14 protein-coding genes are annotated in these 19,202 nt (G+C 48.9%); 5 read left to right on the forward strand and 9 right to left on the reverse strand.

From position 1 onward, the window contains the following. Nucleotide 1: 1 nt before the first annotated feature. The 6 genes from urtE to OCU43_RS14025 all read right to left on the reverse strand — a co-directional run bounded on the left by urtE (nucleotide 2) and on the right by OCU43_RS14025 (nucleotide 7,100). Nucleotides 2-697: an urea ABC transporter ATP-binding subunit UrtE gene (gene urtE / locus OCU43_RS14000; RefSeq protein ID WP_091356983.1), complete on the reverse strand. Its 696-nt coding sequence runs from the start codon at nucleotides 695-697 to the stop codon at nucleotides 2-4. Next, nucleotides 694-1,527, reverse strand: a complete 834-nt coding sequence (gene urtD / locus OCU43_RS14005) for an urea ABC transporter ATP-binding protein UrtD (protein WP_091356980.1) — start codon at nucleotides 1,525-1,527, stop codon at nucleotides 694-696. The genes urtE and urtD overlap by 4 nt, the downstream gene beginning before the upstream one ends. Next, complete coding sequence (gene urtC, locus OCU43_RS14010; RefSeq protein WP_091356979.1) at nucleotides 1,524-2,684, reverse strand: urea ABC transporter permease subunit UrtC; 1,161 nt, start codon at nucleotides 2,682-2,684, stop codon at nucleotides 1,524-1,526. Before urtC ends, urtD begins: the two co-directional genes overlap by 4 nt. Then, nucleotides 2,681-4,288 (reverse strand): urea ABC transporter permease subunit UrtB, encoded by a 1,608-nt coding sequence (urtB, locus tag OCU43_RS14015; RefSeq protein WP_091356976.1) that lies wholly within the window; start codon nucleotides 4,286-4,288, stop codon nucleotides 2,681-2,683. The genes urtC and urtB overlap by 4 nt, the downstream gene beginning before the upstream one ends. Before the next feature lie 203 nt (nucleotides 4,289-4,491). Continuing rightward, complete coding sequence (gene urtA / locus OCU43_RS14020; protein ID WP_091356975.1) at nucleotides 4,492-5,778, reverse strand: urea ABC transporter substrate-binding protein; 1,287 nt, start codon at nucleotides 5,776-5,778, stop codon at nucleotides 4,492-4,494. Nucleotides 5,779-6,203: 425 nt separating this feature from the next. Further along, on the reverse strand, nucleotides 6,204-7,100 hold the full coding sequence (locus OCU43_RS14025; protein WP_091356972.1) for a LysR substrate-binding domain-containing protein: 897 nt from the start codon (nucleotides 7,098-7,100) through the stop codon (nucleotides 6,204-6,206). 369 nt (nucleotides 7,101-7,469) lie between these two features. On the opposite strand from OCU43_RS14025, the gene OCU43_RS14030 reads away from it, so the two are divergent. Continuing rightward, nucleotides 7,470-8,561, forward strand: a complete 1,092-nt coding sequence (locus OCU43_RS14030) for a polyamine ABC transporter substrate-binding protein (RefSeq protein ID WP_091356970.1) — start codon at nucleotides 7,470-7,472, stop codon at nucleotides 8,559-8,561. A gap of 142 nt (nucleotides 8,562-8,703) precedes the next feature. Continuing rightward, entirely contained in the window at nucleotides 8,704-9,480 is a 777-nt protein-coding gene (locus OCU43_RS14035; RefSeq protein WP_091356968.1) for an MBL fold metallo-hydrolase, read from the forward strand. Between the two features lie 118 nt (nucleotides 9,481-9,598). Here the strand turns inward: OCU43_RS14035 and OCU43_RS14040 are convergent, their stop codons facing one another. Next, nucleotides 9,599-10,081 carry a GNAT family N-acetyltransferase gene (locus tag OCU43_RS14040; RefSeq protein WP_091356966.1) on the reverse strand — a complete coding sequence of 161 codons (483 nt, stop codon included), beginning with the start codon at nucleotides 10,079-10,081 and terminating at the stop codon, nucleotides 9,599-9,601. Nucleotides 10,082-10,324: 243 nt separating this feature from the next. Between OCU43_RS14040 and OCU43_RS14045 the strand changes: the two genes are divergently transcribed. Then, the gene (locus tag OCU43_RS14045; protein WP_217647414.1) at nucleotides 10,325-11,398 is read left to right on the forward strand and encodes a GGDEF domain-containing protein; all 1,074 of its coding nucleotides are present in this window, start codon (nucleotides 10,325-10,327) and stop codon (nucleotides 11,396-11,398) included. A 992-nt stretch (nucleotides 11,399-12,390) separates the two neighbouring features. Continuing rightward, nucleotides 12,391-13,263 (forward strand): carboxylate/amino acid/amine transporter, encoded by an 873-nt coding sequence (locus OCU43_RS14050; RefSeq protein WP_091357235.1) that lies wholly within the window; start codon nucleotides 12,391-12,393, stop codon nucleotides 13,261-13,263. A 307-nt stretch (nucleotides 13,264-13,570) separates the two neighbouring features. Here OCU43_RS14050 and OCU43_RS14055 read toward each other — a convergent pair whose 3' ends face one another. Both OCU43_RS14055 and OCU43_RS14060 read right to left on the reverse strand, forming a co-directional pair. After that, the gene (locus tag OCU43_RS14055) at nucleotides 13,571-14,494 is read right to left on the reverse strand and encodes a response regulator transcription factor (protein WP_091356959.1); all 924 of its coding nucleotides are present in this window, start codon (nucleotides 14,492-14,494) and stop codon (nucleotides 13,571-13,573) included. Beyond that, on the reverse strand, nucleotides 14,491-17,913 hold the full coding sequence (locus OCU43_RS14060; RefSeq protein WP_091356956.1) for a hybrid sensor histidine kinase/response regulator: 3,423 nt from the start codon (nucleotides 17,911-17,913) through the stop codon (nucleotides 14,491-14,493). The genes OCU43_RS14055 and OCU43_RS14060 overlap by 4 nt, the downstream gene beginning before the upstream one ends. 873 nt (nucleotides 17,914-18,786) lie before the next feature. On the opposite strand from OCU43_RS14060, the gene OCU43_RS14065 reads away from it, so the two are divergent. Then, nucleotides 18,787-19,146 (forward strand): hypothetical protein, encoded by a 360-nt coding sequence (locus OCU43_RS14065; protein ID WP_139203172.1) that lies wholly within the window; start codon nucleotides 18,787-18,789, stop codon nucleotides 19,144-19,146. Nucleotides 19,147-19,202 lie beyond the last annotated feature (56 nt).

Genomic DNA, 19,202 nt, shown 5'->3' on the forward strand with positions numbered 1-19,202 from the left:
TTTACACCGCCAGATACTGGCGGATGAGTTCCTCACTCAGGTTATCCATCCGGTCGCTGGCAACCACCCGACCACGCTCCATCAACCGAAACTCCTCGCCAACCCGGCGCGCAAAGCCCAGTTTCTGCTCAATCAGAATCACTGTCAGCCCCTCCTCCTTATTGAGCTTCAGAATAACATCTCCAATCTGTTTGACAATATTGGGTTGGATACCTTCATTAGGTTCATCGAGAATCAGCACCTTCGGTTCCAGCACCAGTGCCCGGCCAATGGCCAGTTGCTGCTGCTGACCACCGGAGAGGTCGCCTCCGCGCCGTTGCAACATCTCTTTCAACACCGGAAACAGCTCGAAAATCTTTTCCGGAATCTCTTTCGCGCCATCCTTGCGCACCGGCAACCCCACTTTCAGATTCTCTTCCACCGTCAGCAACGGAAAGATATCCCGCCCCTGGGGCACATAGCCGATGCCCGCCGGAGCCCGGTACTCCGCTTTTTTCTTCTGCAACGGTTCGCCTTGCAGCAGAATTTCGCCACTGCTGACCGGCAACAGCCCCATAATGCACTTTAACAGCGTGGTTTTACCGACACCGTTGCGCCCCATTATACAGGTGCAGGAACCCGGTTTAATATCCAGGTTAAGATCCCAGAGAATCTGCGTGCCGCCATAAAACTGATTCACATTTTTAATACTGATCATGGCGCTTCTCCCAGATACACTTCAATCACATCCTGATTATTCTGGATCTCATCCATCGTCCCCTCTGCCAGCACCGAGCCCTGATGCAATACGGTCACCGTGCGGGCGATACTGCGGACAAACTCCATATCGTGTTCCACCACTACAACGGTGCGCTCGCCTGCCAGTGAGGTCAGTAGTTCGGCGGTGCGTTCCCCCTCCTGAACCGTCATACCTGCGACCGGTTCATCCACCAGCAGCAGACGTGGATTGGCCATCAGCAACATCCCGATCTCCAGCCACTGCTTCTGACCATGGGACAGCGAACCTGCCAGCATCATCCGTTCGGCTTTCAGACCGATGGTCTCCAGCACATGGTCGATGCGGTCATACTCTTCACTATTGAGGGTTGCCAGCAGTGTCGGTATCACCGATTTATTCGACTTCAGAGACAGCTCCAGATTATCCATCACCGTATGGGCTTCAAACACGGTCGGCTTTTGAAACTTACGACCAATACCCAACTGAGCGATCTCCGCTTCATCTTTCTCCAGCAGATTCAGCGATTGTCCGAAATACACCGTACCGCTGTCACATCTGGTTTTACCGGTGATGACATCCATCAGTGTGGTCTTGCCGGCACCGTTGGCACCAATAAGACAGCGTAGTTCACCATCATTGATATAGAGGTTCAGGTCATTCAGTGCCTTAAAACCATCGAAGCTCAGATTCAGCCCCTCAACATAGAGCAGCACCTGATGAGAGATATCCACGTCCTGGCTATGATCCTGAAGAAACGGCCAGACCTGATCCCGACGCATCACTTCACGGGTGGTATCGAGTATGCTCATGCGTGGCCCTCCTCTGCTTTGTCATTCGGACGGTTATTCACATTCTGAAGCTGCCGATCTTTTAGTTGAGCCACAAGCCCCATCAACCCCTTCGGCAGATAGAGGGTCACCAGTACAAACATCGCCCCCAGTGCAAACAGCCAGCCGTCCGGCATAATGGCGGTAAACTTAGTCTTGGCGTAGTTCACCAGAATCGCACCAATAATCGCACCGACCAGGGTCCCCCGGCCACCTACCGCCACCCAGATAACGATCTCGATAGAGTTGATCGGAGAGAACTCTCCGGGATTGATAATACCGACCTGAGGTACATAAAGTGCGCCGGCAATACCGGCAATCATAGCGGAGTAAACAAACAGCCAGACCTTATAGTTTTCCGTACGATAACCGATAAAGCGGGCCCGGCTTTCTCCATCACGGATCGCCACGATCACTTTACCAAAACGGGTCTGCATGATTTTCTTACTCAGCACCAACAGCCCTGAAAGCATCAGTGCGGTAATAATAAACAGGGTCACCCGGGTGTTGTCCGACTGCAGATCAAAGCCAAGGATATCTTTAAAGTCGGTCAGGCCATTGTTGCCACCGAAGCCCATCTCATTGCGGAAGAACGACAACAGCAAAGCGTAGGTCAGTGCCTGAGTCATAATCGACAGATACACCCCGGTCACCCGTGAGCGGAACGCCAGCCAGCCAAACAGATAGGCCAGCAATCCCGGCACCAGCAGCACCATCAGCATCGCCACCCAGAACTGATCCATCCCCTGCCAGAACCAGGGCAGTTCGCTCCAGTTGAGGAACACCATGAAGTCGGGCAGTTCCGGGTTGCCGTACACACCCCGATCACCGATCTGACGCATCAGATACATCCCCATGGCATAGCCCCCCAGAGCAAAGAAAGCACCATGTCCCAGACTGAGAATACCGCAGTACCCCCAGATCACATCCACCGCCAGCGCCAGCATGGCATAGCACAGATACTTGCCTAACAGGGTGATGGTATAGGTGGAAACATAAAAAACTGAATCCTCGGGCATCAACAGATTACAGGATGATGCCAGCGCAGTGACCACCAGCAGAACCACCACAAAAGGCGCGACTTTGCTGTCACCGTTGATTCGTGAAAAACTCATAAAATTGCTCAGCAATGAACTCATTCTGCCGCCCTCCCTTTCTGCGGAAACAGCCCTTTAGGACGTTTCTGGATAAACAGAATGATAAATACCAGCACCAGAATGCTCGCCAGCACCGCACCGGTGACCGGCTCAATAAACTTATTAGCGACACCCAGAGTAAAGGCTGCCACCAGCGTACCCCAGAGGTTACCGACGCCGCCGAACACCACCACCATAAAGGAGTCGATGATATAGGCCTGTCCCAGGTTTGGACCCACATTAGTCAGCTGACTCAGCGCCACCCCGGCGATACCGGCAATACCCGATCCCAGACCAAAGGTCATCGCATCCACCCGGTCGGTACGGATACCCATCGCCTTAGCCATATCCCGGTTCTGCGATACCGCACGAACATTCAGACCCAGCGAGGTTTTCTTCAACACGATTAACAGAATCATGAAGACCAACAATGCAAAGGCAACAATGTAGAGTCGGTTGAGGGTCAGGCTCAGCAACGGATTGATCTCGATAGAACCACTCATCCAGTCAGGGGTTGCCACCTGACGGTTAAGCGGTGAAAACACAGTACGCACCATCTGCTGCAGTATCAGACTGATACCAAAGGTCGCCAGCAGAGTTTCCAGGGGCCGGCCATGCAGGTGACGAATCACTAGACGTTCGATCAGAATACCCGCCAGACCGGACACCATAAAGGCCAGCGGCACCGCAATCCAGAGGGAATATTCGATCATGTTCGGCAGCATCAGCTGCACTACATAGGTGGTATAAGCCCCCAGCATAATCATCTCGCCGTGGGCCATATTGATAACGCCCATCACCCCGAAGGTGATCGCCAGACCAATCGCCGCCAACAACAACACCGACCCCAGGCTCAGGCCAAAAAACAGCTGATTGATAAAACCGTACATCTCAGCCTGCTGATCAATCTTATCCAGCCCGGTCTGTGCCGCTTTGCGAACACTACGGGAGGGATCATTTTCTGCCAACTGAGTCAGTTGGTTGCGCACTTCCGGCTCCAGACTGCCTTCGAGATCCTTAATCGCTTGCAGCCGATCGGTTGCTTCTTCAGCATGTCGGGCACGATAGAGTGCCAGCGCCACATCCATAGCCTCCTGAACAGAGCGGCTCTGCTCTTTCAGTCGGGCATCACGAATCAGCGTAATAGTATTGGAACCCAGGTCGGAGAACAGTGAGCGAACTGCATCCTTTCTCACGGCGGAGTCAGGATGGTTCAGTTGCATCCGGGCAATGGCCTCACCCAGATAACCCCGCAGTTTATTATTCACTTTAATTTTTCTAACCTGCTTCTTGCTCAGATCGCTAAGCACTTCACCAGAAAACAGGTCAGAATAGCGGGTAACACTTTGCTCTTTGAGAGCGGCGATCAGACGCCTGGTCTCTTTTTCGTAATAGAGATCTCCGTTCAGCATCGTCTTGAACAGGGCCAGCATATCGGCCCCTTCCGTGGTTTCAAGCTGTTGCAGCACCGGTAACGCCTTGTTCAGCTTCACCTCGGTCAGCTCCAGCAGCAATGGCTGCTGGGCCTCTGAGGGCGACGCTGCCAGGACACTGGTGCTGATCAGCAAACCCAGCAGGCAGGCGCAGATCGCGTTTATATATCTCACTGGTATTCTCCGTCCGGGTAAGGCAGTCAAGGGATGCTAAATCAACGTAAATAGAGGAGTTGCTTTAATCGGCCCTTGTGACGGTCGCCAGTTATCAGACTGGCCCCTCACCTCTGCCTGTTTGTAATACAGGCTTCCGATGGAAGCCTGCTTTTCACAACCTGAAGCATTCAGGCAAATTCACTACCGTTTCCCCCAGGGAATTAGTAGTTCTGACCGGAACAGGTCTTAGTCACGGTGTTGTAGTTGCCGCAAGAGATAGGAGCAGTCCAGTCTGCAATCAGGTCTTTAGAGCCTGGCAGGAAGTCAGACCAGGCATCACCCGGAACCACACCTTCAGTCTCCCAAACCACTTCGAACTGACCATCATCCTGAATCTCACCGATCAGTACCGGCTTGCTCAGATGGTGGTTCTTGTTCATATACGCCATACCACCGGTCAGGTTTTCGGTTTCCTGGCCAATCATCGCCTGCTCAACCGCATCAACATCAGTGGTACCGGCTTTCTCAACCGCCTGAGTCCACATTTTGAAGCCGATGTAAGTCGCTTCCATCGGGTCGTTAGTCACCCGATCAGGATTACCGGTAAACGCTTTCCACTGAGAGATAAAGGCATCGTTAGCATCACTCTCAACACTCTGGAAGTAGTTCCATGCAGCCAGATGACCGACCAGAGGCTTGGTATCCAGACCCGACAGCTCTTCCTCACCAACAGAGAAAGCAACTACGGGGATATCTTCAGAAGAGATACCCTGGTTACCCAGCTCTTTATAGAACGGCACGTTAGCATCACCGTTAATAGTGGACACTACCGCAGTCTTCTTGCCTGCAGAACCGAAGCTCTTGATATCCGAAACAATTGACTGCCAGTCAGAGTGACCGAACGGCGTGTAGTTGATCATGATATCTTCAGCCGCCACACCTTTAGCTTTCAGGTAGGCTTCGAGAATCTTGTTAGTGGTACGTGGGTAAACATAGTCAGTCCCCGCCAGCACCCAGCGCTTCACACCCAGATCATTCATCAGGTAATCAACCGCAGGAATTGCCTGCTGGTTTGGCGCTGCACCGGTATAAAATACGTTTTTAGAAGATTCCTCACCCTCATACTGAACCGGGTAGAACATCAGTCCATTCAGTTCTTCAAGCACTGGCAGTGCAGATTTACGGGACACGGAAGTCCAGCAACCAAAGATGACATCGACCTGATCTTTGGTCATCAGCTCACGGGTTTTCTCAGCAAACAGCGGCCAGTTAGAGGCAGGGTCAACCACAACCGCTTCCAGCTGCTTACCCAGCAGACCGCCTTTCTTGTTCTGTTCTTCAACCATCATCAGAACGGTGTCTTTCAGCGTTGTCTCACTGATCGCCATTGTACCGGACAGAGAGTGCAGTACGCCGACTTTGATCGTATCTGCCGCCATGGCACTGATACTCAGTACACTGGCACCCATAGACAGAGCAATACCTGAAACCAGATGTTTGATCTTCATATATTTTTCCCTTCTTGAGATTAAGTTTCGATTCTTTCAGGCCGGGTCGGATTTGCACCCAGGGAATCTGTAATTGACGAAACCATTATTAGAAATAGCGCTCAATGAAGGTATGGGGTGATTGACGCACCCCTATACGTCAAATGACGTATGGGGGGGGGAAGAAGTTGTTAGTGGCTAGGGGTTAGACGCTTCGCTTGCTAGGAAGAGCAAAGGCGAAAGACGTTGCTCGTTGTTCGAACGTCACGAAAGAGCATGACTTGCTTGTGGCTCGGAAGAACTAGAGGGGGAAAATTTCATGGGAGGTTTAGATCATCGATTGGGGAAATAAAGCAGTCTTCCTTTATGCTTCAAATAGCAGTATGAAGAATACAAGACCAAAACGACGTATTGATCCGCCGGATTAATGACCTAATGAAGCTGGCTTATTTTCCATGCTGAATGTCACTGAATTTTTCGGTAAGCCAGGATAGAAAATTACCTACTTCAGGTTTCGATCTGGCTTTTTGGCTGGTCACTATGGAATACCAATCACAAAACAAACTCCGATTATCCATAATGATCAGAGCACCCTCCGCGAGTTCTCGGGCACACAAAACATCATCGGCTAAAACGACCCCTTCACCATCAACCGCAGCATCAAGCGCCAGTGATAGGTCGGAATACACAGTCCCCCTTTTCCAAGCATCATTATTCGGTTCATACTCCTCAAACCAACTACGCCAAATATCACGGCCACTCTCATGCACCAACGGTAAATCAGCGGTAATTCCTTGCTCTTTTAACCTATTTTTTTTGAACAACGAGGGGGAACACGCGGGAAAGCCTTCGAAGGGAAATAGCCTTGTCAGCGTCACTTCAGATGATTTGAGGAGTTGCTCAAAATGAATACAAATATCAACCGAACCTTCATTAATATCCGGTGGACTCCACGCAGATTTTAGATTGATATCAATATTAGGGAACTGTGTTTTAAAGTCTGCTAACTGTTTTCTAAGCCACCTATAGGCAAAAGCCGGTTCAGCGGTAATATTGATAACCTTGCTACGCGGCGTTGCTCTAATACTATCGCAGGAGTCTTGAATAATTTTAAATGCCTCTGAGATTCGCGGTGCTAGTACGCGCCCCTCATCGGTAAGTTCAACACGGTTGCCGTGCCGAGTAAAAAGGCTCACTTCGAGCCACGCCTCTAAATTTTTAATATGCTTACTAACAACACCGTGACTCACGTTTAAATCTAACCCTGCTTTTGCAAAGCTTTGGGTTTTAGACGCGGCTTCAAAAGCACGCAATGCATTAAGATAAGCAATCGATTTTGGCATCGTCTGACTGTAGCTTAAAGCTACGCTGAGCGCAATTTTTTTGCCCTTTTAAGATTTTCTTAATGTGAGATCCTACCAATCAATCATAACGCCAAACGTGAAGGTATTAAAATAGCCAAGATCAGACGAGCCCTTATCGAAGGAAAGCCAACCCTAATTGTCATCGATATTCGGGGGGAAGCTCTTTTCAGATCATGAAGATGACTCCATACCGATGACGAAAATGTTGATCATTGAGCCTTACTTAGCGTTTTTGACCGATTCATTATCGACATAACACTACTGACTCACTTTATCTACAATTTTTAATTTAAATAATATCAAGAGTAAATATCTATTTAAGTATTATTAATATCTTGAGGAGCAAGAATGAAAAACACATCCTATACTTTAGCGTTCGTCATGCTGATCGGCTTTCAAGCTCATGCTGATACTTCAGAAAAAGTCGTCAATATCTATAACTGGGCAGATTATATAAACCCGACCATTATTGAAAGCTTTGAAGAAACAACAGGTATCAAAGTCAATTATGCGGTCTATAGTTCAAATGAAGTGTTAGAAACAAAACTCTTAACAGGTAATACGGGTTACGATGTCGTATTTCCTGGAGGTGGATTTTTTGAGCGCCAAATTAATGCGGAAGTTTTTCATCAGATAGATAAGCAGCAGCTAAGCCATTATGGAAACCTTGATGATGAAATAAAAGAGCGTGCACAGGTCAGTGACCCAGGAAACAAATATGGTGTTCCATATATGTATGGCACAACAGGGATTGGTTATAACGTCGATATGGTCACTAAACGGCTCGGACACCCTCCAGAACACTCATGGGATCTAGTTTTTAAACCTGAGAATGCCGCTAAGCTGGCCGACTGTGGTATCGCTTTTATAGATTCACCTGCCGAAGTAACCTCTATCGCTTTAAATTATTTAGGTTTAGATCCAAATAGTGAAAAGCAAACCGACTTAGATCAAGTCAATACTTTATTACAATCTGTGCGTTCATCCATTCGCTATTTTGACAGTACGAATATTCTTAATGACCTCGCATCAGGAGATATCTGTATCGCAGTTGGTTATAATGGCGATATGCTATTAGCACAAGCGCGTACTATCGAAGTACAAAACAATCATCATATTGCCTATATAACGCCTAAAGAAGGCAGCTTGTTATGGTTAGATGTCATGGCCATTCCTGCTGATGCACCTCATAAGGACTCAGCATATAAATTTATCAACTACATACTTGATGCAGAAATAGCAGCATCGGCGTCCAATTACGTTTTATTTGCTATAGCGAATAAAGCAGCCGAACCATACCTTTTAGACGACGTTAAAAACAACACAGCCATTTATCCTTCTCAATCCATAAAATCAAGTCTGTTTGTTCTTAAAGCACATACAGCAAAATTTGATAGAAAGCTGTCTCGAATTTGGACAAACATAAAAACAAACCACTGAATATCCAAAGTAATAAAAGTAGATGTTTTTAATAGCACCTACTTTTTGCTACTTCTTAAGTCCATGAAAAATTATATTTAAATCAAAATCTTATAGAAAACATACCTAATTCACGTAAATATGGCCAAGTTGAGAGTTTATAATGGCGATTAAAATTGCTGAGAAATGGTTTGAGCGCAAGAAGATTAATGATCGCTTAACATTGCTTTGGGAACCTCATGTTGACCCTTTAATTAGATGTAATATCTGGCATATACGCGGACGTGATGCAGATCTATTGGTAGATTCAGGGATGGGTATTTGCAGTTTAAAACAAGCGGCTAGTGATCTTTTTGAACGATCAATTACAGCTGTTGCAACCCATACACACCATGATCATGTCGGCAGCCTTCACGAATTTTCAGTTCGTGTTGTTCATCGGCTTGAGGCACCGAGTATGTGCTCAGGAGCGCACAAACTGCCCTTACTTACGGCTGATTATCCCGATGATATGAAAAAGGCACTTGCCGATGTAGGATGCCCTCTTCCAGAACATTCACTGTTGATTGCCTATCCTGAAAAAGGTTTTAATCCAGCCAATGTCACCTTACAAGGTATCGAACCGACACGATTAGTTGACGAGGGAGATCGAATAGACCTCGGAGATCTCAACTTTGAAGTACTCCATTTACCAGGCCATTCACCCGGCAGTATCGCTTTATGGGAAGAAAAAACGGGCTGGTTTTTCTCTGGCGACGCAATATACGATGGTCCCTTATTGGATAATATTTCGGGCGCATGCGTTGAAGACTATCTCGTAACAATGGAACGTCTACTTAAACTACCAGTTCAATCAGTTTACCCCGGTCACGATGAAATATTTGGTCGTAGCAGACATATTGAAATTGCTCGACATTATATTCAATCGAAATCATTATAAAAAAGCACACGAAGCTGGGACAGGTATTGCATCATGACCTTGTTCCTCTGCTACCGATTTCCAGTAGTTAGAACAACCATGGATTGTAACATCGAGCTTAATCCCGACTTCCTTATCTTCAGGACTCCGCAAGTGCTGTGAGCTCATGCCCTGTTAACTGATAACCCACCCACTCGTGCTTTGCTTTAGCACCAAGCGACTTATAGAATTTTATAGCGGGTTCATTCCAGTCGAGAACACTCCACTCGAACCTCCCACAGCCTTTTTCTACTGCGATGTTAGCCAGGTGTTTTAAGAGTGCCTTACCTGCCCCGACACTTCGGTACTCAGGTGAAACGTATAGGTCTTCAAGATAAAGGCCGTTCTTGCCGAGCCAGGTTGAGTAATTGAAAAAATACACAGCAAAGCCAACTGGTTCGTTATTTATACTGCAGATCACTGCATGAGTGGTTGAATCCTGACCGAACAGTGATTTTTCTATATCAGACTCAGTCGCAACAACTTCATGCTCTGCTTTTTCATAACGCGCAAGCTCTTTAACAAACCGTAGAATCAAAGCTGAATCGTCAATCGTTGCCTCTTCAATCTTTATAACTGGCACTTAATATCCCCGTTTACCGTGACAAATATAATTTTAAACCAGGCTGACACGAATGCATGGCCTTATAGACATAAGGCATGGTAACGATCAGATAGTAAAGAAGAATCTCTTAGCTCCTCATCATGGGTACTGCTGACAAGCTATTTTACTTGACTAAACTACTATGGTATTTAGTGGAATAAGCTATTGCCGCTCGAGACTGTAAGGGTCTTAGTTGAAAGGAAATCAGCAGCCAGGGGTAAAATGATGCTTCGAACACATCAGACACTGTTGGACCAGATGAAGATTAGTGATGCGGAGATCCAGAGCAGGCTCGAACTTGCTGCGCTTTCCCTGAGTCACTTTGAACTACTTAAAGACGTACTTCCGCTTATCAACTCGCAGGTGGATTCAATTGTTGAGCGCTTTTATATCTCTCAGCTGGCCATTGATGAAATCGCTGTACTGATCGGTGATGCAGACACTCTGAACCGGCTTAAAGGCGCACAGCATCAGTATATTCTCGACCTTTTTTCCGGCCAGTATGACAGTACTTACGTCAACAACCGCTTACGTATCGGAATGGTTCATAAAAGAATTGGGGTTGAACCAAAACTCTATCTGAGCGCTATTTGTTCACTGAAACTGATTCTCTTTGAAGTGCTCGATCAGTCTATGACTGACGCTGAAGTCCTCAGACAGACAAAAGAGGCTTTAGATAAGTTATTGTACTTCGACACAACGCTGGTATTTGATACCTATATTTCCAGCATGATTTCAGAGCTGGAGCTGGCTAAGAAGAAAACCGAGATGTATGCCAATAGCCTTGAGGTTAAAGTGTCGGAACGCACTGCCCAACTGGAGGAACTGGCTAAAAAAGATCCGCTGACGGGTATCAATAATCAGCGAGCGATGCGTGAACTGGCCAGTGTACTACTGGCATCACTTACCCGACGCCAGGCCCCTTTCTCCCTGATCTATTTCGATATCGATAACTTTAAACAGATTAATGATCAGTACGGACACCTGAAGGGCGATGAAGTATTAAAAGTCATTTCAGAATGCATCAGACAGCATATTCGGGAAGCGGATGTCCCCTGCCGCTACGGCGGTGATGAGTTTTGCATCATGTTGCCGGATGCTGATGCCCAGTCTGCGCAAGCTGTTGCTGAAAGAATAATAGCAAGCTTTGCCAAAATTCATCCGGACTTTTCGCTGAGTGTGGGTATTGTGGACACCGGCCCCGGACAACACATGAGCCTGGATGACATGATCGGTATCGCAGATAAAAAAATGTATGAAGCTAAAGCGCTGGAAGGGTCGCGGATTATAGTCTGACGGGGAAATAAGTTGCTAGTTGCTAGGAGTTAGACGCTTCGCTTGCTAGGAAAAGCGGAAGCGCGTTTTTACCACAGAGGCACAGAGAACACGGAGGTCGTTACACCGAATTATTAACGGAGTCTCAGAGCCCTTGATCTAAAATCAACAACTCTGACCCCTTGATCGTGTAACCTTCGTTTTTTAATGTGAACCTCTCTTCTCCATCAATGAAAATGGTAGGCCATGTCCCGCCTTGGAAGAACTTGGATGGACGATATATATAAACAGTTCCCTCATTGCGACTCAAAGGTTCAAGAGAGCTAAAATTTTCACCCGTTGCGGCACAGCCTGCCAATATAAAAATCGATAGGATTAGGGGTATAACTCTCATTTTAAAAACCTCATCAAATAGGATATTTGGGATCAGGGTAAAACAAATCAATGGGGCCAGAGTGAAGCTCTGGCCCAACCTAACATGTCATTAACTGGCAGACGCATACCTGTCAACAATCAAAAAGACAAGGTAACTATCAGATCTCAAAGAGGAAGTACTGAACATCGCGATCATCCTTAAGACAAAACGAGAATGCGCAGTTGCACTCTTAATCCGGTGGAGAACCCCACCAGCGTTCCAACTTATCCCTTTGTTTCTGATGTTTTACGGAGCTCTAAGCCGCAAAACACCCCTTATCTAACGATAAAGCCAGCATAACCGCAGAGCTGAACAAAATAAACTGTAAATACCATCAACTTGCTTACAAAGCACTTAACTCAAACGCACACCACTGAATCCAGCTAAGAAGGCTCTTGCGAGCAACGAGCAAGTCACGCTCTTTGTGACGTTCGAGCAACGAGCTACGACCTGATGAATCAATTCAAGACACGCAAAACCCAAAATGATTAAAAAATAGTCACTAGTCCATCCTGCCAACTATTTCCGTGAACAGTTTTACCCTGATTAAAGAAGCCGGTAAACTGGGCGCCTCTTTATCTCTATGGACTTCACTGTCATGCCAATACTGGTTGCCGTCACTATTTTATGGGCATTTTCGTTCAGCCTGATCGGGGTATATCTTGCGGGACAGGTCGATGCCTGGTTTTCGGTATTGATGCGTGTCGCCCTGGCGACACTGATCTTTTTACCTTTTCTGAAGCTGCGTCAGATCGAGTCTAAAGTCGCTTTACAGTTGATGGTGTGCGGAGCCTTTCAGCTTGGCATCATGTATGGCTTTTATTACCAGTCCTTCTTATATCTCTCTGTACCCGAAGTTTTACTCTTCACCGTTATGACGCCCATTTACATCACCCTGCTGAATGACTTACTGGATCACCGGCTTAATATTGGTTTTATTATCAGTGCTTTATTAGCCGTTATTGGGGCAATCACTATTCGCTATCAAGGGGTGGATGAAGGCTATCTGAAGGGCTTGTTGATTGTACAAGGCGCTAACGTATGCTTTGCCGCCGGGCAAGTGGGTTACAAACGAATCATTGCAAAAGAGCGCTCAGACCTGCCTCAGCGCACTGTGTTTGGCTGTTTTTTTATTGGCGCTTTAGCCGTTGTGATCCCCTGCTATCTCATCCTGGGCAACCCGGATAAGCTACCGACCACGACTCTGCAGTGGTCAATTTTGACCTATTTAGGGCTGGTTGCGTCTGGCCTTGGCTATTTCGCCTGGAACAAGGGGGCAACACAGGTGAGTGTCGGGACACTGGCGGTCGCCAACAATCTGCTAATCCCTGCGGGCATTGTCGTTAACGTTCTATTCTGGAACCGTGATGCGGATATTTTGCGCCTGTCAATCGGAGGGGCCATTATTCTGTTAGCACTCATGGTGAACGATAAATTTAACCAGCGTATCCAACAGGCAAAAACGGCCTGATCCTTCTTCAGAAATTTAGCCAGAACATCAGGGGATACCGGCCTTCTTAACGTAATTAAAGGGCTAAAAGCCTTTTTCAAGTAAAAGATCGCCCCTGGAAGGGGCTCCTACAACAGGCTGTGACAGAGGGGGAACGACTACAATAACAAGTTCCTCAACAAATCCAGTCGCGACTCGATACCCAGAGCGCATGCTAGCGTCGCTCCCACAGAAGCTCCAAACAACGGCTTTTGAAAGCTTTTTCTAACAACTAGCAAGCGGCGAAGCCGCGTCTGGCAAGTCGCGTAGCGACGTCTAGCGACTGCTCTTATTCATGACTGGCAATCAGTCTCAACGCCACGCCCGCCGCCGCGGTGCGGTTTTCGACGCCGAGTTTGGGGAAGATCTGTTCCAGATGTTTGTTGATGGTGCGGGGGCTGATTTCGAGAATTTCAGCAATATCGCGGTTGGTTTTACCGTTGGCGAGCCAGAACAATACCTCCGCTTCCCGCTCGGTCAGTTCCAGCTCCTGCCTGAGCAGCTCGGCGCCGGTGGGCTTATTGCCATCGATCAGTTGCATCAGCACATCGCCATTGCTCTGATAGCCGATCAGCTTCAGGGTTAATGGGTAGTCGAGGTTTTTAACCGCCATCCGCTCCTGTTCTAAAGGATTGTGAGACAGCCAGTGACTGATCTGAGGTATCAGACTCTCCTCCTGCATCTGCTCGGTCACCCCTGCCCGGCCCAACAGCGCATAGGCCCGGGGGGTTGCCCAGCGCAACAGCCCCTCCCTGCCCACTGTCAGCAGATGCTGGCCAGTGCTGTCCAGCGCGCTGTGAACACTGCTGGTCTGGCGGGCGTTACCCAGATGCACCCGGATACGTGCCAATAACTCATTGGGACTGATCGGTTTGGTCAGATAATCCACTCCGCCACAATCCAGCCCGCGCACGATATCATCGGTATCGGTCAGACCGGTCATAAAGACCACCGGTATGGTGGCCAGATCGGGATCAGCCTTCAGCATACGACAGGTATCAAAGCCATCCATGACCGGCATCACCGCATCCATGAGGATAATATCGGGACGGATACGCTTGCAGATGGTGAGTGCCTGACGTCCCTCCAGCGCCACCAGAATATCCAGCCCGGCACCCTCCAGGGCGTCGTTAATCAGACTCAGCGCATTGGGGGAATCATCCACCACCAACACCACGTCATTACGATCTGATCCGCTCTCTCTTATATTCATTGATTCCGGTTCTCCAGATACACCACCAATTTATCAAACAGAAAACTTTCACTGAGCTGACGCAGATGTGTTAATGCCCCGACGGACAGAACCTCCAGCCTTTCGATCTCTTTAAGGCACTGCATCACCCCTTTGTGATAACCCAGTTCGGCACAGTTTTTCAGTTCCATCAGCAACGGATGATCAAGCTGCATAATCTCAATAACCGGGGCCAGTGGCTGTTCGGCTTCTTCTGCCTTCAGCGGTTCTGAACCGCCCCGGTAGATCCACTTCAGCTCAAGATAGCGCCCCAGCGTTTCCAGCAATTGATGATTCGCCACCGGTTTAACCAGATAATCATCATAGCTATCGTGGCCATCTTCCCTGGCGGAAAGCTCCCGGGCATCGGCGGACAACATCACAATTTTACCGGCGACTTTACGCTGCCGCAGAATGCTGGCCAGCTGCAGCCCCGACATTCCCGGCATGGAGATATCCAGCAGAAACAGGTCCGGCTCATTCTGCTGCAACAGCGCGAGACAGGCATCGGCATCCTGCGCTTCCATAATGCTGAAGCCCAGCGGCACCAGAATATCGGCCAGCAGCCCCCGCAATACCGGGTCATCATCCACCAGACAAAGGGTTCGCTGATAACCTTCATAGCCAATAATCCGCTGCTCCTGAAGCACCGGTGTCAGCTCTTCACTGCTAACCCAGGGCAACATCATCGACACCCGGAAACAGCTTCCCTGCCCGGGGCTGCTCTCCACCTGCAGATCGCCCCCCATAATCTCAGTCAGCAGTTTAACGATGGTCAGCCCCAGGCCGGTGCCCGGCAGATGGGCGGTGTCCCGGTTTCGAATCCGTTCAAAAGGCGCAAAAATACGCTGCATCTGGTATTCATCGATCCCGGATCCGGTGTCCCGAATGGCAAACTCAGCCACCTGATTACGGTAATGAATATCAAAGTCCACCCGTCCACTCGGCGTATACTTGATCGCATTAGACAGCAGATTGATCAGGATCTGTCGCAACCGTTTCTCATCGGTAACGATGCGCTGTGGTAATGGATCAGCGATATGACAGTTAAATTCAATGCCTTTCTGCAACGCCTGCATACGGAACATCTCCGCCAACTGTTCGATCAGCTCCGGCAGGTTGACCTGATTGCGATAGAGGTCTAAACGGCCCGCCTCAATCTTTGAGATATCCAGTAATCCCTCAATCAGGTCGGTGAGATAGAGACCGCTGCGATGGATGATATCCAGCCCCCGTTGCTGATCTTCCTGTAGATTTGAACGTTCGCGCAGTAGCTGTGCATAGCCAAGGATCGACTGCAATGGCGTGCGCAGTTCATGACTGATACCAGAGAGATAGCGACTCTTGGCTGCATTCGCGCGTTCCGCCAGTTCTTTGGCCTGCTGTAGTTCCAGATCGGTCTGTTCATGTGCCTCGATCTCCCGGGTCAGCTTCATGGTCTGCCGGTTAGACTCCTGCTGCGCGACCACCCTGCTCTCATGGGTCAGCAGAAACAGCCAGGTGACCACGCCCGAAGCGATAAACAGAGTAAAGAACAGGGTCCAGATGGTTTGCAGCACCAGCGCAGTCTCTTCAGGAGTAGCCGGTGCCAGTTGCCGGTAGATTACCGCCAGCAATGCCCCCAGCACCAGATTGACCACCAGCAATAGCGCGATAAATTTACCCAGCCGGGAACTGACCAGTTTGACCGCCCGCCGTGGCAGAAACAGATGCAGCATCTCCATCACCTGACGGGACAGACGCGCCTTGGGTTTACAGTTATCCAGACAACGCACATCCAGCGAACAACAGAGGGAGCAGATCGGCAGATCATAGGCGGGACAATAGCTCATATCCTCGCGTTCGAAATCGTTCTCGCAGATACCGCAGGTGACAATACTCACCCTTGGGGCATCACCATGTACCGGTACCAGACGGATATACTGGTTTAGCTCCTCGTTGGTGCGGGCAATATAGTAACGGCCACCGGTCAGCCAGGCGATGAGGGGCACACAGACAAAGCAACTGGCCAGACTGACAAAATGACACAGGTTGCGCGCAACCTCACCGAACAGCCCGAGATAACTAAGCATCCCCAGAGTAGTCGAAATCACCATCGACCCCATCCCCACGGGGTTAATGTCATACAGGTGGCCCCGTTTAAATTCGATCTCCGGCGGGCTCAGCCCCAGCGGTTTATTGATCAGCAGATCCGCTGACAGTGACGCCAGCCAGCTAATGGCAACAATCGCAAAGATCCCCAGAATCGCTTCCAGCGCCTGATAGATACCCAGCTCCATCAGAATCAGCGCAATGGTGACATTAAACACGAGCCAGACAACCCGCCCTGGGTGGCTGTGGGTCAGGCGGGAAAAGAAATTCGACCAGGCGATAGAACCGGCATAGGCATTGGTGACATTGATCTTCATCTGACAGACCACCACCATCAGCGCCGCCAGTAACAGGGCGATCTCCGGTGAGCCGGTCATCAGCTGGAACACCCGCTGATACATATAGGTCGGATCAGAAGCTTCGATGATGCCGATCCCCTGGGTGATCGCCAGATAAGCCAGAAAGGAGCCCAACAACATCTTAATCATCCCGGTAAACACCCAGCCGGGGCCTGCCAGAATCAGCCAGAACCACCACTGTTTTCTGTTATCCCGGGTTTTCTCCGGCATAAACCGCAGGTAGTCCACCTGCTCACCGATCTGCGCAAACAGGGCAAAAAACACCGATACCGCTGCACCAAACATGATGATGTCAAACTCACCACTGGCGGTAGAAGCCATCCCCGGACTGAACTCTGTCCAACCCTGCAACTTATCTGCCTCAAACCACAGCGCTACCGCCACTGCGGCCAGCTGCAGTGTTAACCATAGATTTTGCGTGCCCACCTGAAACCGGCTGATGGCGGTAATCCCGTGGGTCACGATGGGAATCACTGCAATAGCGCAGAGCAGATAACCCAGCGCCAGCGGAATACCGAACAACGCCTTCAGTGCCGAGGCCAGAATCGCAGCCTCGATGGCGAAGAAAATAAAGGTAAAGGACGCATAGATCAGCGAGGTCAGCGTAGACCCGAGGTAACCAAACCCAGCCCCCCGGGTTAGCAGATCGATATCCAGTCCATGTTTTGCTGAGTAATAAGCGATCGGTAAGCCGGTGATAAACAGCACAATGCAAACCGCCAGCATCGCCATCACCGTATTGGTGAAGCCATAGCTCAGGGTTACCGCAGCCGCCAGCCCTTCCAGTGCCAGAAATGAAGCCGCCCCCAGCGCCGTTTTACCCACCCGGGAGATACTCATATGACGCCCTTTACGCGCAGTAAAGCGTAGCGCGTAATCCTCCAGCGTCTGGTCAGCAACCCACTTGTTGTAGTGGCGGCGAACTTTAAGGATCTTCTGGAAAGCTGACATAAACTCCTGACTTAACCCTCTGAAACGGCCCGAAAAACGCACAAATCCAGTGCAGAAGATTTCCTGTAGTGCACACCCATGCACCACAAAAGAGCTGATAGAACTGTTTTTCCGTAAACCGGTCTTTATAGAGAGTTAGTAGCATGGTTTGTGCCAGACGGGAGAAAGGCTAAGACGTAGCTTGTTGTTCGTGGCTCGACGCGACTGCGTCGCTTGCCAGAAAAAGTGTAAGAGCCGCCCCAGGACAGGGCAGTAGCATGCACAGAATAACAACGCGAACATCCCGATAGATGTGCCTTTGCTCTTCTCTGTGTCCTCGGTGTTCTCTGTGGTGATAATTTTTTGAGGGTATTTTTACCACGGATGGACCAGAGGGGAGCTGTATAGAAACAAACTCTCGTGGTTCGACGCGACTGCGTCGCTTGCCAGAGAAAGCGTATAAGCCGCCCCAGGACAGGGCAAACTAAGGACTGTTTCATAGAGGCCTGTATATAAACCCTCGGTGCTCTCTGTGTCCTCTGTGGTGACAATTTTTTGAAGGTATTTTTACCACAGAGAGCACAGAGAACACCGAGGAAGAGAAAAACTAGCAGTTTATTTTTTTCAATCCAGCCGTTATGCTCATTTTATCGTTATAGAAAGGCCTTTTTGCTGCTCCATATAATGCGCAAAAATCGGGTAAACAAAGGGAAAGGTTAAAGCGCTGGTGGGATTCTCCACCGGGTTAAGAATGCTACCGCGCATTCTCGTTTTGTCTTAATGGAGATTACGATGTTCAGCACTGCCTCTTTTATCTCTTATCGATATATGCCTTTTCCCAATGTTATCCGGCCCGGGTCCTCGTCAGTCTGACAATAAATGTTATCTGTAATCATGAGTAAGAAAAATTTTTCTATTGCTTCACTGCTTCTACTCTCATTCGGAATGGCTGTAGTAGAGGTCATGCTTAACAGCCAGGGAGAGGTCGTTTCAGATGAAACGCAGTCTCTCTGGGGGTTCATATTTCTCGTTATTACTATTATTTGGGTGATCGCCGACTCAGAGACAAATAATTTTAAGAAACCATTTGATTTTGGTTTTCTCATTTACCTCTTCTGGCCAGTCGCCCTGCCTTACTACCTGATCACAACACGGGGCTTTGAAGGTTTTGTATTCTTTCTTGGCCTTATGAGTATATGGCTTGGGCCCTGGTTGGCTGGGCTAGTGGCGTACACCTATGTATATACTCCTTAGTACAGCAACAAAGTGTAAAACGCCCCCTAAATACGGCTTGTGGTAACCTCAAACTG

This window comes from Amphritea atlantica (assembly GCF_024347255.1).
GTDB classification, from domain to species: Bacteria; Pseudomonadota; Gammaproteobacteria; order Pseudomonadales; family Balneatricaceae; genus Amphritea; species Amphritea atlantica.

Bases quoted from the DNA above. Each gene is read 5' to 3' on its own strand.
- urtE (WP_091356983.1), bottom strand. From the start codon at position 697: ATGATCAGTATTAAAAATGTGAATCAGTTTTATGGCGGCACGCAGATT.
- urtD (WP_091356980.1), bottom strand. From the start codon at position 1,527: ATGAGCATACTCGATACCACCCGTGAAGTGATGCGTCGGGATCAGGTC.
- urtC (WP_091356979.1), bottom strand. From the start codon at position 2,684: ATGAGTTCATTGCTGAGCAATTTTATGAGTTTTTCACGAATCAACGGT.
- urtA (WP_091356975.1), bottom strand. From the start codon at position 5,778: ATGAAGATCAAACATCTGGTTTCAGGTATTGCTCTGTCTATGGGTGCC.
- OCU43_RS14025 (WP_091356972.1), bottom strand. From the start codon at position 7,100: ATGCCAAAATCGATTGCTTATCTTAATGCATTGCGTGCTTTTGAAGCC.
- OCU43_RS14030 (WP_091356970.1), top strand. From the start codon at position 7,470: ATGAAAAACACATCCTATACTTTAGCGTTCGTCATGCTGATCGGCTTT.
- OCU43_RS14035 (WP_091356968.1), top strand. From the start codon at position 8,704: ATGGCGATTAAAATTGCTGAGAAATGGTTTGAGCGCAAGAAGATTAAT.
- OCU43_RS14045 (WP_217647414.1), top strand. From the start codon at position 10,325: ATGATGCTTCGAACACATCAGACACTGTTGGACCAGATGAAGATTAGT.
- OCU43_RS14050 (WP_091357235.1), top strand. From the start codon at position 12,391: ATGCCAATACTGGTTGCCGTCACTATTTTATGGGCATTTTCGTTCAGC.
- OCU43_RS14055 (WP_091356959.1), bottom strand. From the start codon at position 14,494: ATGAATATAAGAGAGAGCGGATCAGATCGTAATGACGTGGTGTTGGTG.
- OCU43_RS14060 (WP_091356956.1), bottom strand. From the start codon at position 17,913: ATGTCAGCTTTCCAGAAGATCCTTAAAGTTCGCCGCCACTACAACAAG.
- OCU43_RS14065 (WP_139203172.1), top strand. From the start codon at position 18,787: ATGAGTAAGAAAAATTTTTCTATTGCTTCACTGCTTCTACTCTCATTC.